This is a genomic window from Vibrio sp. Y20_XG_PY13 (assembly GCF_024181925.1).
GTDB classification, from domain to species: Bacteria; Pseudomonadota; Gammaproteobacteria; order Enterobacterales; family Vibrionaceae; genus Vibrio; species Vibrio parahaemolyticus.
Genome location: NZ_JAMZAL010000002.1, coordinates 40,362 through 56,083, shown reverse-complemented (window position 1 = coordinate 56,083; position 15,722 = coordinate 40,362). Strand labels below are relative to the sequence as shown.

17 protein-coding genes are annotated in these 15,722 nt (G+C 42.7%); 6 read left to right on the top strand and 11 right to left on the bottom strand.

What is annotated here, in order from left to right; translation table 11 throughout:
• Window position 1: 1 nt before the first annotated feature.
• The 4 genes from NL646_RS05435 (at window position 2) to NL646_RS05420 (ending at window position 3,885) form a co-directional block, all read left to right on the top strand.
• Complete coding sequence (locus NL646_RS05435) at window positions 2-346, top strand: DUF2523 family protein (protein WP_005477634.1); 345 nt, start codon at window positions 2-4, stop codon at window positions 344-346.
• 4 nt (window positions 347-350) lie between these two features.
• Window positions 351-1,736: a zonular occludens toxin domain-containing protein gene (locus NL646_RS05430; RefSeq protein WP_253663950.1), complete on the top strand. Its 1,386-nt coding sequence runs from the start codon at window positions 351-353 to the stop codon at window positions 1,734-1,736.
• A gap of 685 nt (window positions 1,737-2,421) precedes the next feature.
• Window positions 2,422-3,036, top strand: coding sequence for a hypothetical protein (locus NL646_RS05425; RefSeq protein WP_031419348.1), 615 nt, complete (start codon window positions 2,422-2,424; stop codon window positions 3,034-3,036).
• 144 nt (window positions 3,037-3,180) lie between these two features.
• Window positions 3,181-3,885: a phospholipase D family protein gene (locus tag NL646_RS05420; RefSeq protein ID WP_031419346.1), complete on the top strand. Its 705-nt coding sequence runs from the start codon at window positions 3,181-3,183 to the stop codon at window positions 3,883-3,885.
• Window positions 3,886-3,918: 33 nt separating this feature from the next.
• Here the strand turns inward: NL646_RS05420 and NL646_RS05415 are convergent, their stop codons facing one another.
• The 5 genes from NL646_RS05415 to matP all read right to left on the bottom strand — a co-directional run bounded on the left by NL646_RS05415 (window position 3,919) and on the right by matP (window position 5,755).
• Window positions 3,919-4,284 carry a regulator gene (locus tag NL646_RS05415; protein ID WP_253663949.1) on the bottom strand — a complete coding sequence of 122 codons (366 nt, stop codon included), beginning with the start codon at window positions 4,282-4,284 and terminating at the stop codon, window positions 3,919-3,921.
• On the bottom strand, window positions 4,262-4,462 hold the full coding sequence (locus NL646_RS23350; RefSeq protein ID WP_322114523.1) for a DUF3693 domain-containing protein: 201 nt from the start codon (window positions 4,460-4,462) through the stop codon (window positions 4,262-4,264). Before NL646_RS23350 ends, NL646_RS05415 begins: the two co-directional genes overlap by 23 nt.
• 85 nt (window positions 4,463-4,547) lie before the next feature.
• Complete coding sequence (locus tag NL646_RS05410) at window positions 4,548-4,871, bottom strand: hypothetical protein (protein WP_025517180.1); 324 nt, start codon at window positions 4,869-4,871, stop codon at window positions 4,548-4,550.
• A 112-nt stretch (window positions 4,872-4,983) separates the two neighbouring features.
• Entirely contained in the window at window positions 4,984-5,295 is a 312-nt protein-coding gene (locus NL646_RS05405) for a DUF3634 family protein (RefSeq protein ID WP_005494983.1), read from the bottom strand.
• Window positions 5,296-5,305: 10 nt separating this feature from the next.
• On the bottom strand, window positions 5,306-5,755 hold the full coding sequence (gene matP, locus NL646_RS05400; protein WP_253663948.1) for a macrodomain Ter protein MatP: 450 nt from the start codon (window positions 5,753-5,755) through the stop codon (window positions 5,306-5,308).
• A 210-nt stretch (window positions 5,756-5,965) separates the two neighbouring features.
• Between matP and NL646_RS05395 the strand changes: the two genes are divergently transcribed.
• Together NL646_RS05395 and fabA are read left to right on the top strand one after the other, a co-directional pair.
• The gene (locus NL646_RS05395; RefSeq protein WP_025499821.1) at window positions 5,966-7,603 is read left to right on the top strand and encodes a Lon protease family protein; all 1,638 of its coding nucleotides are present in this window, start codon (window positions 5,966-5,968) and stop codon (window positions 7,601-7,603) included.
• A 70-nt stretch (window positions 7,604-7,673) separates the two neighbouring features.
• Window positions 7,674-8,192, top strand: a complete 519-nt coding sequence (gene fabA, locus NL646_RS05390; protein WP_005390081.1) for a bifunctional 3-hydroxydecanoyl-ACP dehydratase/trans-2-decenoyl-ACP isomerase — start codon at window positions 7,674-7,676, stop codon at window positions 8,190-8,192.
• Between the two features lie 113 nt (window positions 8,193-8,305).
• Here fabA and rmf read toward each other — a convergent pair whose 3' ends face one another.
• The 6 genes from rmf to NL646_RS05360 all read right to left on the bottom strand — a co-directional run bounded on the left by rmf (window position 8,306) and on the right by NL646_RS05360 (window position 15,713).
• Entirely contained in the window at window positions 8,306-8,479 is a 174-nt protein-coding gene (gene rmf / locus NL646_RS05385) for a ribosome modulation factor (protein ID WP_005494976.1), read from the bottom strand.
• Window positions 8,480-8,650: 171 nt separating this feature from the next.
• Window positions 8,651-10,375, bottom strand: coding sequence for a DUF3466 family protein (locus NL646_RS05380; RefSeq protein ID WP_140166409.1), 1,725 nt, complete (start codon window positions 10,373-10,375; stop codon window positions 8,651-8,653).
• Window positions 10,376-10,382: 7 nt separating this feature from the next.
• A complete protein-coding gene (locus NL646_RS05375) occupies window positions 10,383-12,302 on the bottom strand; it encodes an ABC transporter ATP-binding protein (RefSeq protein ID WP_253663947.1) in 1,920 nt (639 codons plus the stop codon).
• A complete protein-coding gene (locus tag NL646_RS05370) occupies window positions 12,280-12,522 on the bottom strand; it encodes a glutaredoxin family protein (RefSeq protein ID WP_031792309.1) in 243 nt (80 codons plus the stop codon). Before NL646_RS05370 ends, NL646_RS05375 begins: the two co-directional genes overlap by 23 nt.
• A 28-nt stretch (window positions 12,523-12,550) precedes the next feature.
• The gene (gene rlmKL / locus NL646_RS05365) at window positions 12,551-14,674 is read right to left on the bottom strand and encodes a bifunctional 23S rRNA (guanine(2069)-N(7))-methyltransferase RlmK/23S rRNA (guanine(2445)-N(2))-methyltransferase RlmL (RefSeq protein WP_230768193.1); all 2,124 of its coding nucleotides are present in this window, start codon (window positions 14,672-14,674) and stop codon (window positions 12,551-12,553) included.
• 496 nt (window positions 14,675-15,170) lie between these two features.
• Entirely contained in the window at window positions 15,171-15,713 is a 543-nt protein-coding gene (locus NL646_RS05360) for a cell division protein ZapC (RefSeq protein ID WP_005494967.1), read from the bottom strand.
• Window positions 15,714-15,722 lie beyond the last annotated feature (9 nt).

Genomic DNA, 15,722 nt, shown 5'->3' with positions numbered 1-15,722 from the left:
CATGGAATACATCTACTCAGCATTAGAGTTTATTGCCAACATTGGGCAAACCTTTCTCGACTTCTTTGATGTGGCGATTGAATGGATAAAGAACGCATTTGAATATGGTGCGATGTGGCTTATCTCAGTATGGCTCGATATCAAGATTGCCTCGATACAAATTGCACTCAAGATTGCGCAGCTGCTGCTCGAAGAATATGGCGTCTATACGCTTGTCGAAGACCGCTTTAATGCGCTTCCTTCTGACGTCCGTTATATCTTGACCGAATACGGCGTCACCTCTGGATTACGTGTCATCTTTGATGCGTTCGCTACGTCTTTAGTTATGCGTTTCTTTAACTGGTGATTGAATGGCTACTTCATTTCGATACGGTCACGGTGGCTCTTACAAATCGGCTTGCGCCGTGTGGTTTGACTTACTGCCTGCACTGCGTGAAGGTCGAATTTGCATTACCAACATTCATGGCATGCAGCCACTTGAAGTGATTGAACAACGCCTTGGTGAGAAGTTTCCTGATACAGCTCGGCTCATTCGCATTAGCTCTCGCAATCCTGAAGGCTTCGAGCTTTGGAAATACTTTTTCTGTTGGGCGCCCATTGGGGCGTTCATCCTCATTGATGAGTGTCAGCAAATCTTCTCGGTCAATGCAGGTTTCAAAATGGCGAACATACACAAGCGCCCTTTCACTGACTTTGAGCCTCACTTACCGGAAGGATTTTCCGAGCTGTTTCACTCTCGTTGGCTAACGATTGATACATCCAGTTTGGACAATGGCGAGATAGACGATTGCCAACGCACACGTTTTGATGAGCAAGGACGCATCATCTATCCCGAGAACTTTAACAACGCCTTTATGGAGCACCGGCACTACAACTGGGACATTGTGTTGCTTACGCCTGACTTTGCTCAAATCCCGAAAGAGTTAAAAGGTGTTGCGGAGTTGGCCAAGCAACATAAGGGAAAAGATGGGATCTTCTTTTCCAACCGCAAACCGCGCATCTTGGAACATGACCCGACTCGAACGGTCACCAAACCAAGCAAAGACGATGTGGTTTATAACCTCAAGGTGCCGCTTGATGTCCACCTACTCTACGCCTCGACCGTCACGGGGCAAATCACCAAATCGGGACTTGGAAAGAACATCTTTCTTAATCCGAAATTCTTAGCAGCTATGGCACTGGTCGTGCTTTCATTTGGGTACTTAGTTTATGCGCTTATTGGTATGGTTTCTGATTCTGAGACGACAACTGCGGAAGGAACGCAGCTTCATCAAACTTCGCAGCAAAGTGGCGTTTCGACTTCGCAAGGTCAAGCACGTCCTGGTCAAAGTGGTTCGCCTGGTTCTGTCATGGGTTCTAGTGGTTCTGGCTGTACGGGTTCTGGTTGCGGGAATGAGTCTTATCATGACGTAGGCACTGTTCCGGCTTGGTTCCCACTGGCGAACTCAGAAAGCATCTATGTCTCTGCGGTGGAGCGTTGGCACAAAGCCACCTCGATACACGTCAACGTGCATTTTGAGGTTGTCACACCGCGCGGTGTGACTTACCTCGATGACGGATTCCTAAATAAGTTGGGCGTCAAGATGGAATATCTGGACGATTGCCTCGTCCAGCTGTCTCGCGGTGCATCCAATTTCTATGTCACGTGTTCGCCGTATGAGCAATATGTACAACGGCAAGAGCAAGATATTGAACTCAAACCCGTTGGCGGTTTGTTTAGTGGAGACGAAACCTAATGAATGAATACGTAACGCATGGACAGCTCGTTGAAATCATCGAGTTGTTTGATCATCTCTCGATAGTGAATGCAGTCATAGTAGTGCTCGTGTATGACCTTTCCAGATACCTCCTAGGCAAACTGGTCGACTACTTCAATTAAAGGCACGGTGCCAGCCCCGCAGGGATAAGGAGTTGCGGAGCGACGACGAGGCACCAAGCCGCCCACCTTAGCAAAACCTAGCCTCATCACTTAATCGGCGCGGTTAGCAGCCCAAAGCCACTTGGATGCTGCCGCCCTCCTTCCTGCTAGACCAGCCTTGCAGAGACTAGCCACACCAAAGGCGCGTTAACCTACTGGAACGCTGCATACTCACAACGCCAAAGCTTTGCGAGTGTCGAGCAATGCTTATTCTTCTTTTCTGGGTTCTCTCCGACGGACGCGCGGAGCAAGTGAGGACGGGCTAGGACGATTGCGCGACGTGCGGCGGGAGGTCAAACCCCCGAATCTGTATTACGGGGGTAAATTCCACCAAGCCTCAACAGTTTTGATGGATCGTTAGAATCCAATAATTTACTTGGTTATTATGCAAGTAAATTATGTTATTGAAACTATCTAGGTTGTAATGATTTAGACCTTAAGATAGTTTCATAAAAGATCACAGAAAATCATTAGATTATCCCCCCATTTATAAGGAGAGTGTTTTGACCATTTTTTACGACCCACCATATGATTCGCCGATTGAAGACACATTCGCCAAGTTTGCTTCAAAGTACTTAAAGCAAGAATTAGAAATGGACTCTCAGGTTGTGGTTAAAACAATCTGCGGAACATTCAGATTAGATTTCGTAGTAACTGATGGTAAAGGGAGAAAAACTGCTATTGAATGCGATGGCAAAGAGTTTCATGAGGGTAGCAGGGATGAATGGCGAGACGCGATGATTCTAGGCTCTACTGATATTGAAGAAATTTATCGAATCAGAGGTAGTGAAATTAATTTTTCTATAGAAGATGTATTTTATATTTTGTCCATATGGAGTCCTTGGTTATTTGATGAAAGACAAGCATATAACATGGGTTGTATTGCCACAGAGGAACTAACTAAAAGTTCGCCATTACCTACAGATAGTACTTTTTCGCTTAATTATATAGATGATAACAATCAAATGAGCTGTTTCTATATCGTAAAGAGGCATAAAAATATACCTAAAGGAAATCGACAGTTCTGGCAAAAAGCATTTGAATATGCTCAACATGTTGGTGGTGGTGACTTAGATGATGTAATCGCAAAATTTAGATCATCTTACTTAAATGGATAACAAATCTTAGTCTTTGCTATACACGCAACAAGCGCTTCGAGAGGAACTTCCAACACTTGGCATTTTTCTACTTATTTTATCTTGATCCCATTAGCTCTTAATCGTAGCCTGTGTGCGCTAGGTTTTATATGTCAAGGATATGAAATGGCTAAGTTTTTAAATACAAGTGCTACAAACTACTATCTCGAAGAACTTATCAAGAACGCATCGGAAAGGCTGATTCTTATTAGCCCTTTCCTCAAGCTTAATGATCGCATTCGAGAGCTTTTGGAAGACAAAGACCGATTAAAAATCGACATTAGAATTGTCTATGGTAAAAGCGAACTACAACCTGATGAGATTAACTGGCTGAAAGGTCTCTCCTTTGTGCGCACCAGCTTTTGTAAAAACCTCCATGCAAAGTGCTACATGAATGAAAGTGCCTGTATCATTACAAGTTTAAACCTCTATGAGTTCAGCCAAGTAAACAATAACGAAATGGGTATCTTCATTGATCGTGACGAAGACCCGAATGTCTACAAAGATTCCTATGAGGAAGCGCAACGTATTATTCGTATTAGCGATGAGGTTCGCATTTCGTTAGAGAAGATTACATCATCTGTCAATGATCCTGCTAAAAGTGAAGATTCACAACCAGAACAAGCCAAACTGACTTCATCCAAGCTAGCCAAGAAGCACAAAATTAAAACAGATGACTTCCTTCAGATGTGTGTAAACAAGGGCTACTTATCTTTTGATGATGGAAAACATTCTTTAACCGAAGAAGGGAAATCGTTGGGTGGTGAGTTCAAGTACAGTAAACGTTTTGGCCCTTACTTTATCTGGCCAGAGTCATTAGAGGTTGAATAGAAAAATAAGGCTCCTGTTGGAGCCTTAAATAAATTACACGATTTTCTTTAGTACTCTTGCATACTTCAATATTTGGTGAGCAACTTTTATATCATTCGATGCACCTAACTCAAGTAAAGCAACCCCAATCAATATTTGTTGCGCAGTAACCAACTGTCCTGTTGGAAGCTCTAATCGATCATGCCTCATTACGAAGTTTTCCCAATCTTCACAACTGCTCAGTTCCCTGCCCTTATTCATCCTCATTAAGCGTTTACACTCTGGCGGAATGGATTTCCCCTTATCCCATTCTTTGACCGTCCTCACAGTTTTTAAACAAAGTTTGGCAGCTTCTTCGACGGTTAAACCACATTCAAATTCACGAAAAATATAGTTTTTAGTCATTTCGTGATACTTCATTGAATTGTCCCTCAAAAGAGAGACATTTTATAGGATACGCATATGCAATCGCATTCAACATAAGCGCCCATAATGCGTACTGATATAGTGATTCTTTAGGACTTGCAATCACCAAGGCCAATTCAGCACAAGTTATTGAAATGCTTGACAATCCAAGTATATCAAATTTTTTGGCAATTCATTCCCATGCTACTTCTATCTACGGATTATAGAAAACCAATTGATTTGCGGTAACTCGGTCTTGCTTACTTTAAACTGAAGGTTCACGAACCAGTTGTTATATGTATGCGGATATATTTTTCAGGATATTTGTAACGATATCGCTTACCGGTTTTTAAGTTTGAACGAGCAAAACGGCAAACTGTTGTATCTCCGCTTCCAGTAACTCGTTTTACTATTGCTACTTTTCCTTTATGTTCCATTTCAATCATTAAATCGCAATAACCATCATATTGGTCGAACTGCTTATCGACTTTCTTTTGTAGCGTCGATTTGATTTTCTTAGCCACTGGATTTGTTTCTGAATCATCGGCCAATGTTGATGTTGTGGGTAACAATAATAAAAATAAAGTGACAACGTATCGCATTCGTAAGTCCATTTTCGATAAATGGACTGATTGTAATTTTTTATGCGTCAAATGCTAAAACGGGACGCAATTTTGCGTCCCGTTTAACGTAGATAAGTAATTGATATGTCGGCTAAGCTTGTTTCTTGCCTTTATTGGCTTTGAAACCTTGATGAGGAAAAACATTTCGAATTCGTTGTTGAACTTTCTTTGGTACGTCTTTAGAAAAGACCAGCCTCATTCCGGAGCGTTGGTTGTACACTTTGAGTTCACCAGTAAATGGATCATGTTCGCCAATATCTTGTAAGTTATGTTTAAAAGATGGAGGTATATGCCCTTTTACCTTGCTCAAGTGGCCGTCATCAAAACTCACTTTTAACACGGGTCTATCCACGGCGATCAACCAGAATATGACGATTGCAGCAATTAATATCACATATAGCATCTAACACTCCTTAGCTGGATAGTAGCTTACTCAAGTCTTCTTTGATGGACGTAACTTTCTGGCTTGCTTTTTCACTTCTTGAGGCTTCTGAAAGTAGATATTCAATGGCATCAGACAGCGTACACCCCAGTTCATTGGCTCGATTAGATAATTTTTCCCAAACACGGTAATCAAGATCGATCGATTTCTTTTTGGTGTGAACTTGTTCTGAGTTGAAGTGGCGCTTTCGTTTTGCGCGAATTGCCTGCTTGAGTTTGTTCTCTAGCTCTTCAGACATGTGTTTTTCAATCCAAGCTAGCACTAATGTAGGTTCGTGCTCTATGCGTCGTAACTCGGCGACAGCTGCATCAGCTTCACTTGTATCAATATGTCTGGTAATCGCTTCACCATCTTTCCATTTTTTGATTAGATACTTCCACTTCCATCCACATTCTAAATTTTCAAGTTGCTGATATTTCATTCTTTCTGACTCATAAAGCTAACCTGGTGACAGCGTAACCCAGTTATAGTTATTCATCAATGAAAACTCTTTGAAGTATCGATGTTGATCACTCATTTGTCCAAATGATACTCAACGAGTTATTTACATTTACAACTACACCAATTGGCACTAGGGAGTTCAGAGCCCTTTCGTTATAATGACCGCAATATTGAATAATGATGAAATTAAATGAATCAACTTAATTGGAAAGACGTGACTCCTTCGTTCGAACAGTACGAAGACATTTTAAAATCTGCCTCCTCTCTACCTAAGAAGAAGTTCGTAGAACTTCAACCAAGACTCCTCGCTACTGTTGAACGATTCAAAAAAATCAAAGGCTTGACTCGAGTTTTGGTAATAAACTGTGCAGATAATACGGTTTATCGTAAGTTTATTTGTGACGTGGTCACTGATGGTTTAGAGCCTACAATAATGACAGAGTCTTTGGACGCAAAGCTCTTGTTTGATCGCTACAGTGTTGATTTAAAAGGCGATGTTGTAGTTGAAGCTGGATTACTTTCCAAGGCTAACGGCGGGTATTTGATTTTACCAGCGAACCTCATTTTGGCGAATCCCGGATATTGGCCGAGCATTAAGTCTGCCATTCAAGGAAAGCCAGTAAAACCCTTGAATGTAAGCCCTACTCGACTACCTATTTTAACGGCCGATGAAAAAGAATTTGACGTTAAGATTATTGTTACTGGCGATCGTAATCAATTGGCCGACCTTGAGTATGTTGACGAAGATTTTTCAACCGGCCTAACGATGTATACCGAAGTTGAAGAAGATATCCACTTATCTGCAAGTAACTTAGAGTTGTATGTAGGTTTGGTGAATTGGATTTGTTCGGAGTACGGTTTCCCATCGTTGGATGAAGGTGCTTTTCAACGGTTACTATTAGCAGGCATGCGTTTAACTGAGGACCAACATTATTTGCCTTTAGGTGTGATGTGGCATTGCCAACTACTTAGCCTAGCTGCTCAGTTTAGCGATCAAAATATCATTGATTATGTGGCGATAGATAAAGCCATCGACGATAAATATTATCGAGAGTCTTACCTTCCTCAACGTGCAGTTTATGACATTCTTGATGGTCAGGTCATCATTGAGACTACTGGTGAACAAGTCGGCCAAATTAACGGACTCACGGTTATTGATATGGCCGGGCATCCTGTCTCTTATGGCGAGCCAGCGCGAATTTCATGTGTTATTCACTTTGGAGATGGTGACATTTCCGATGTTGAGCGCAAAGCTGAACTTGGAGGAAATCTTCATGCGAAAGGCATGATGATCATGCAAGCATTTCTAAGCTCTGCTTTGAATTTGGATGAGCCACTGCCTTACTCTGCGTCTATTGTTTTCGAGCAGTCCTATAGTGAAGTGGATGGTGATAGTGCTTCATTGGCAGAGTTATGTTGTTTGGTAAGTGCACTGTCTGAATCACCGGTTAATCAACAAATCGCGGTGACTGGCGCGGTGGACCAATTTGGTCGAGTACAAGCAGTAGGCGGTTTAAATGAGAAGATCGAAGGTTTTTATCAAGTTTGTAAACACCAAGGCTTCACTGGTCATCAAGGCGTTATTATGCCTAAATCGAACTTGAAGCACCTTGCTTTACATAAAGATGTCATAGAAAGCATTAAGAATGGTGAGTTCCATATTTGGTCGGTTTCTACCGTTGATGAAGCAATACCAATTCTAATGGGCAAATCATTCAGAGGCGAAGATGATAGCGTCATCGGCAAGATCGCCGAACGTATTGAAAATTTTGAAAGACATGAGCATCCAGAAGGAATTGTGCAGCGCATCAAAAACTGGTTTGTCTAGTACTGATCGGAGTTGTTTAGCGTACACGTGTTCACTAACATGCATCTGTCAAAAATTGGAGTAATTGATAATGCAAAACAAACGTGATTCTTACAACCGTGATGATCTTCTTGCTTCTAGCCAAGGCGAGCTTTTTGGTCCGGGTTACCCACAACTTCCTGCACCAAACATGCTAATGATGGACCGAGTTACTAAAATGTCTGAAACAGAAGGTGATTTTGGTAAAGGTTTAATTCTTGCAGAGTTGGATATTACTCCAGATCTTTGGTTCTTTGATTGTCACTTCCCTGGTGACCCAGTAATGCCAGGCTGTCTCGGTCTAGATGCCATGTGGCAGCTAGTGGGCTTCTTCTTAGGTTGGGTCGGCGGCAAAGGCAAAGGTCGAGCTCTTGGCGTTGGTGAAGTGAAGTTTACTGGCCAAATTCTGCCAACTGCTAAGAAAGTAACGTACGAAATTCATATGAAGCGCGTTGTAAACCGTAAACTAGTGATGGGTTTAGCAGACGGCCGCGTATGCGTTGACGGCAAAGAAATTTATGTTGCGAAGGATCTTAAAGTTGGCTTATTCCAAGATACTTCGAGCTTCTAGTTACCCTTCTCTATAAATTTTTAAGGCCCCTATCTGGGGCTTTTTTATACTTAGTAATTACGAGAAAAGGCTCTCTACGAGCCCTTTCGAATCCTTCTGTTGTATGTGGAGAGTTATTTATAGAGACCAGATTGTTTTTCATCTCTGGCATCACGCCAACCACCTAACCAATACGACCGAGCGTCTACTTGTTGATACGGGCAAGCCTCTTGAGACCTTCCATTCAACCCAGCTTTATAGCCTTGAGATTGAGCTCGTTCTAGGCGATCACGCTTTTGTCTCTTCATAGTTAATTCCTCATACAGGTCCATTTACTAACGTACAGCTGTTATTGTGAAACTTTGGTGGAGTTTTTATGACTCCACTTATAAGAATCGATCAAATTGCGCGATTTCTCAAGGCATAAAAAAAGCAGAGACTTAATTCTGTGAGCCTCTGCTTGAATTAAAAATTACTGACTATTTTCTACGGAACCCAAACAAACCAAGCATGGTCAAAGCTAACCAACCAAGGCCTGCGCCTTGACGTTCAGCGCTGTCTGATTCCACGCTTCGCGCTATGATATCTTCTTTCGTTTGGTTAGGAATTGGCATTAATTTCACTGCAACAATTTCTTCAGTACCATTACAAGAAGCGTTATGCGCTGTAGAGTTATACCCGCCTGCACATTTCATAGCAGTAGCCGATATTACACCTGCATCATTAATATCTGTTGCATCAATAATACGGAATGCGTTATTTGCCTCTGAATATTCGCCACCGTTTGTCAATGTATCTAGGAACCACGCTTTACCATCAAACAGTGTTTCAGCTCTCACATTGTTTGCATCATCTTGGATGTATGGATAAATGAAACCACGCTTACGACGAGGTTTGCCATCATCTTCACGGGTAGATTCCGCATCTAACTGACCCACAATTTCGTTGTAAGCGTTGATACCACCCATTTTACCGCCCGCACCGTTGAAGAAGATGCCCGTCGTTGGGTAAATAGCACTGAGAGATGCAGAGCGAACATCATCAACAATAAACAAACGATTTGGCGCAGAACCCGTTGGCATCAAATACCCACCGGAACGTTTTGCTTCACCGATAGCTACGAAGTTTGAGTTTACATCAGTAAGTCGGGAGTTGAGGTGAACTGTTTCATCGCCCTCTTTTTGTCTCGCTCCTGCAACCACTTTGCTTTCCCAGGTGACGTTGGCAATGGAGGTTTCCGATTCTAACTTGCCAACAAATACGGTCGCGTTTAGATAATTATCATTGGCATATGTGTTGTAACCAACACCATACACGGTCGTACCATCTACTACGAGATCACGCATGCTCCCTTGAGCAAGTCTTTCGCCGTCTTTTGACGTCCCACTTTGCCAAGGAACTTCACTGATAACTTTAGTTTGATCCCAAATAGCGGCTTTGGAGGTATGGTGAGTGCCATTAGTATTACTTGCAGTTCTGGATACGCTTCCAACCGTAAATACACCATCCGTATTCCATGCGTGGCTTTCTACTACACTCGCTTCGCTATCTCCAGTAACAATATTTGGAAGAACGGGAGCTACGATGGTATTGCGCGTTTTTAAAGAAGATGAGTCTTCTTTGATACTCTGGTTACCGACAGCCTTACCGTCAGCTGTTAGGCTATTGATGATATTGTTGTATTCGTTTACGTAAGCACTACCGTCATTTTCGACAAATGCTTTAGCATTTGGGGTGAAATCTCTACTTAGCTCTTTACTCCATGGAGTCCAGTTTACTGAAGCCCATGATTCACAGGTAGAATAGCGAAGTTGGTTAAAACAGTAGCGCTCAAAGTCCTTATACTCTTGGATGTAGTAAAACCCTGCATCCATCGCAAAAGGGATTTCTTCGCGGTAGCTATTACCATCAACTTCTTGGCTTGCAGATATTGGTGTCGTACGAGTTTCAATAGCAAGCTTAAATTGCTCTGGAGTGCAGTTTGCCGTCGCATCAAAGCAACCTAGGGCAAATGGAGAGTCTGTTGACGCATCGATTACATCACCCTGTTGAATGGCAACACCATAAGCGGTTTGATAATCAACAACATCGCCGTTCACTTCTGGCGATACTTCGATGACTTGATACAATGCTGCGTTTGCGTTCATTGCGGTACCCACCATCAAAGCGACAGCGGTTAACTTGAATTTGTTACTACAATTCATTGAATTCTTAACTATCCTGTTGCATTGCTTCGAGTTCTTCCCATCTCTCGAATGCGATTTCTAACTCCTGCTCTAAAGCAGCAAGTTGTTCCAATACCGGTTGAGTCTGCTCGACTGGCTTAGCGAAAAACTCAGGGTCATTCACTTGTTCTTGCAGAGTTTCAATATCCGATTCTAACTGTTCTAGCTTAGCTGGAAGAGCTTCTAATTCTCTTTGCAGCTTATACGATAACTTCTTAGAGTTGTTCTTAGGTTGAGTTGTTTTGGGAGTTTCCTCAACCACTTTCTCTTTTTTCGCTGGTTTTTCCGTCGAAAAACGAACGGCAAGTGCTTGATCACGTTGCTGCTTCGCATCGTGATAACCACCCACGAACTCTTCGATTACACCGTCACCTTCAAAAATCCAGCTAGTCGTTACTGTATTATCAACAAACTCACGGTCGTGACTTACTAACAGTAACGTACCCTGATAATTGGCAAGCATTTCTTCTAAAAGTTCCAACGTTTCTATATCCAAATCGTTGGTTGGCTCATCAAGAATAAGTAAGTTATTAGGTTTCAGTAAGATACGAGCGAGCAACAATCGGTTTTTTTCTCCGCCAGATAAGGCTTTAACTGGCGTGCGAGCGCGCTTTGGTGCAAACAGAAAATCTTGAAGATAGCTTAAAGCGTGACGCTGACGACCACCTACCATTACTTCCTGCCTACCGTCCGCTAAGTTGTCGATAACAGTTTTCTCAGGATCGAGGATCTCTCGGTATTGATCGAAGTAAGCGACTTCAAGCTTGGTACCACAATGTAAGCGACCCGATTGAGCTTCTAGTTGCCCAAGCAATAACTTCAGTACGGTACTTTTACCACAACCATTTGGACCAATAAGGGCAATACGATCGCCGCGCATGATGTTGAAGCTGAAGTTATCAACAATTTGCTTACCGTCGTAAGCAAAAGACACATTCTCTGCTTCAAAGACGATTTTGCCTGAGCGTGACGCATCATCGATATTGAGATTAACTTTACCCTGCACTTCTCTGCGGTCGCGACGCTCTTCACGAAGTTTCTTAAGTGCTCGTACGCGTCCTTCATTACGAGTACGACGCGCTTTAATACCTTGGCGAATCCACACTTCTTCTTGAGCCAGTTTCTTGTCGAACTCAGCGTTTTGCATATCTTCAACACGAAGCATCTCTTCTTTCTCAAGCAAGTAATTGTCGTAATCACCAGGGAAAGAGGAAAGTTGCCCGCGGTCTAAGTCGACAATGCGGGTCGCCATAGATTTAATGAATGCGCGGTCGTGGGAAATGAAGATAATCGAGCCTTTGAAATCTTTCAGGAAGTTCTCTAGCCATTCAATGGTTGTGACGTCCAAATGGTTGGTTGGTTCGTCAAGTAGTAATACATCAGGGTCACAAACTAGAGCGCGAGCTAATGCCGCCTTGCGTTGCCAGCCGCCAGATAAGTCACGAAGTAATGTGTCTGGACTTAACTTTAGGGCACTAAGTACGTTTTTAACTCGGTCATCAAAACGCCACGCATTTGAATGATCCAATTGTTCTTGAGTTTTTGCTAAGCGGTTGATGTTCTTTTCGCTTGGGTCTTGCGCAACAAGATCAAGAAGATCATGGTAGATCTTAAGCTGTTCGCCAATTTCCGCTAAGCCGCCAGAGACATACTCATAAACAGTACCTTCTTGGTTGCGCGGTGGATCTTGCTCCAAACGAGAAACAACAACGTCTTGTGTTATTTGAATTTTGCCGTCGTCCAGTAAGATATCGCCAGCAAGTACTTTCATCAACGTTGACTTACCGGCACCGTTTCGCCCGACTAAACAAACACGCTCATTTTCCTGCAAAGCAAACTCTGCGCGGTCTAATAGCGGATGATCACCGAAAGCAAGTTGCGCGTTATGAATGGTAAGTAATGCCATTATTTTCCAACCAATTTTTGAGTTCATCTAAATCGAACGGCCAGTTCAACTCAGAATCTTGATATTTTAATACGGGAATCGTTACGCCGTAACGAGAAAACAGTTCATCATCGAATGCGATATCGATAATATCTGCTTGTTCCGCCAGGCCGACCTGGCTTACTAGAGCAAATGCCATCTCACAAAGATGGCACCCCTCTGTGCTATACAATGTCAGCACTTATACGTCCTTATACTCAATCGTTTCTTTACTCTGCGTGTGTCACTAGCCAGCAGTTATGGATGTGTTTGTTTCGAGAAAAATCCAAAGGCAGAGTTTGCGATGAAATATTCTGAGCTTTTAGTCCTAGCTCAGCCAACCCTTCTTCATCCATCTTAAAGTGACGTTTATTGTTCGAGAACACAATCGTACCGCCTGCTCGTAACAAACGTTTCAAGTTCGTCATTAGCTTGATATGGTCACGTTGCACGTCGAATGACGTTTCCATACGTTTTGAGTTTGAAAACGTCGGTGGATCAATAAAGATAAGGTCGTATTCGCCTTTTGCATTTTCAAGCCACTGCAGACAATCAGCTTGCTCAAAGCGATGTTGGCGTCCAATACAACCATTCAACTGCATATTGTCTTTTGCCCAGTTCAGGTAAGTGTTTGACATGTCTACTGTCGTTGTTGAACGAGCTCCGCCAACTGCCGCGTGTACTGTTGCACTACCTGTGTAAGCAAATAGGTTCAAAAAATCTTTGCCTTGAGCCATTTCGCCTAAGCGACGACGTGTGATCTTATGATCTAGGAATAGTCCCGTATCAAGATAGTCGTGCAAATTCACGATCAGCTTCACGCCGTACTCGTTCACCTCTAACGTTTCAGATACCTGACCCAACTTTTGATATTGGCTGCGACCTTTCTGCTTTTCACGAACTTTAAGGACAACTTTGTTCGCTTCTACGCCTGTCACTTGAATCGTTGCACGAATGATATCCGTCAAACGGCGTTTCGCTTTCTCTTCAGGGATATTTTTAGGTGCTGCGTATTCTTGAATCACGATTTGATCGCCATATACGTCAATCGCTACGTTATATTCAGGAAGGTCTGCGTCATAGATGCGGTAGCAATCTAATTTTTCTTTACGAGCCCATTTGCCAATTTTGCCAATGTTTTTCTTCAAACGGTTTGAAAAATCAGGAGCGATTTGAGTATTGGTATCTGCACCTTTTACTTCATCGGCACTACGTTCTGCGATGCTGTAGTTTTTTTGGTGACACGGTAACGCACCATTGTTTAATTTGAATTGCTTATCTGCACGCATGCGAAGACAGCTCAGCAACTCATCTGAACTAGAGAAAATAGACGCTTTGCAGCCACCAAATTCTGCTTTCAATTGGCCACCAAACGCGGTGTAAAGCGCAATCAGACCTGGCTCTGTACCCAAACGTTCGCCGTAAGGTGGGTTAGATACAATCACACCATTTTCAAAACCTGCAGGTCGCGTAATAGTTGCCGCATCGCCTTGAGCAAACTCAATCAGTTCCTCAACCCCTGCTCTGCGAGCGTTCTCTTGTGCAACTTTGATCACTTTAGGGTCGTTATCGAAGCCAAAAAACTTAGCGTCAACTTTCTTGACGCCGCGTCTAGCCTGAACGTTTGCTTCTGATTTGATTTCAGCCCATGTATCTGGCTCAAAGTCTTCAAGTGATTCAAAGCACCATTGCTTTCGTTTTACACCAGGAGCCATATTTGCAGCCATCATTGCCGCTTCAATCAGCAACGTACCAGAACCACACATTGGATCGAGAAGTGGCTGATGACCGTCCCAACCACAACGCATAATGATCGCCGCTGCTAATGTTTCGCGAAGTGGTGCTCGGCCAGATTCCGGACGGTAGCCACGTTGATGAAGGCCACTGCCTACCATATCAACACCTAAGATAGCTTTATCTTTGTGAAGGCGAACATGAACGCGAATATCAGGACGTTCTTTGCTGATGTTTGGTCGAGGTAAGCCTTTCTTCTCAAAGCAATCAACGATGCCATCTTTTACTTTCATCGCGCCGTACTGACTGTTGCGGATCTCGCGGTTGGTACCGTTAAAGTCCACAACGAAACGCTTAGAACTGTGGAATTGATTCACCCAGTTAATTGACGAAGTAGATAGGTATAGATCCATGTCGTCGTTACAAGTGAATTCAGATAAAACACGTACAAATCGTGATGCCAAGCGGCTCCACAAACAACAACGATAGATTTGCTCATTCGTGGCTTTAAATTTTACGCCCGCCTGTACTGGTTTCGCGTTTTCAATGCCTAGTTTAGTCAGTTCTTCAACAAGCAGGTTTTCCATGCCGTTTGAAGTTACCGCGAGATATTGATTCATAGTGTTCTTTCGTTAATAAAAAATGGCCTTAATTATACCTGACTTTACGATCAATGCCTCGTTTTTAAAGGCGTTTTTAGTTTCACCAGAGCAAACAATCACCAATCACTTGATCTGAAACTTCCTACATTTCGAGCTGAGCATTTCTTTTCCCATTCTTTTAGCTAACCAAAAACCTTACCTTAAAGAAGAAGTGAATACTTATTTACCTTAAAATTGGTATATACCAATAGTAAAATTATGTTGTAATTTACTTACCAATTGCATCTATTGGGGAAGAAATGGGGGAATGTTAGGCGATAAGTTGCCTAATATTAGTGATCGCTAAGATTAAAAAAGTGGAATAAAAGTGACCAGCTTCATAGTTATGTGCTTAACAACGCAGTGATTTCAGCCGATTAATAAAGGTATTTGAAAGGAGAAGGATAAAAAAAATCGACCTGAGGCGGTCGATTAAGGCAAACAAAGGAACGAAATAAAGAAAACTTAAAGAGGTTTAACCCACCATAGCCATTGGAGCCATGACAAATAAATGATTCGCACAAACCATTCTGTCGTGCATAACTTTTATTGGTTGTCCAAACTGCAGCGTTTTATGGCCATCCAGAATGAACTCTTCTTGACCGACATACGCGCATAAGCTTGAAGCTTCGCCAGGTTCTAAAACGATGAAAACCCCTTCAGAATAGCGGTTAGATAGAAATACCATGTCCCCTTCTTCTGGTTCGTGCCCTGTTGATTGAGCATCGAAGAACCAACTCTTAGGCTGGACTGGTTTATGGAAGCGTTTCGCAGCTACACAGTAAAGTGTTAGCTCGGCCTGACGGTACTCATTGATATCGAGACAGCGAATGCGTTCATTAAACGTTTGAAACGCACTAGCATCGTCGACTGTAAATTCGTTTTTTGAGAAGGCACAGTTGACCAACAGCTTACGGGATAGATTGGTTTGGAAAATCATTTCCTCCCCCAGATCCAGCATTAAGCAAGCTTTGTGCTCGTCAAAATACCAATTCCATTTGTCGCTGGGTTTAAGCATTATTCCGTT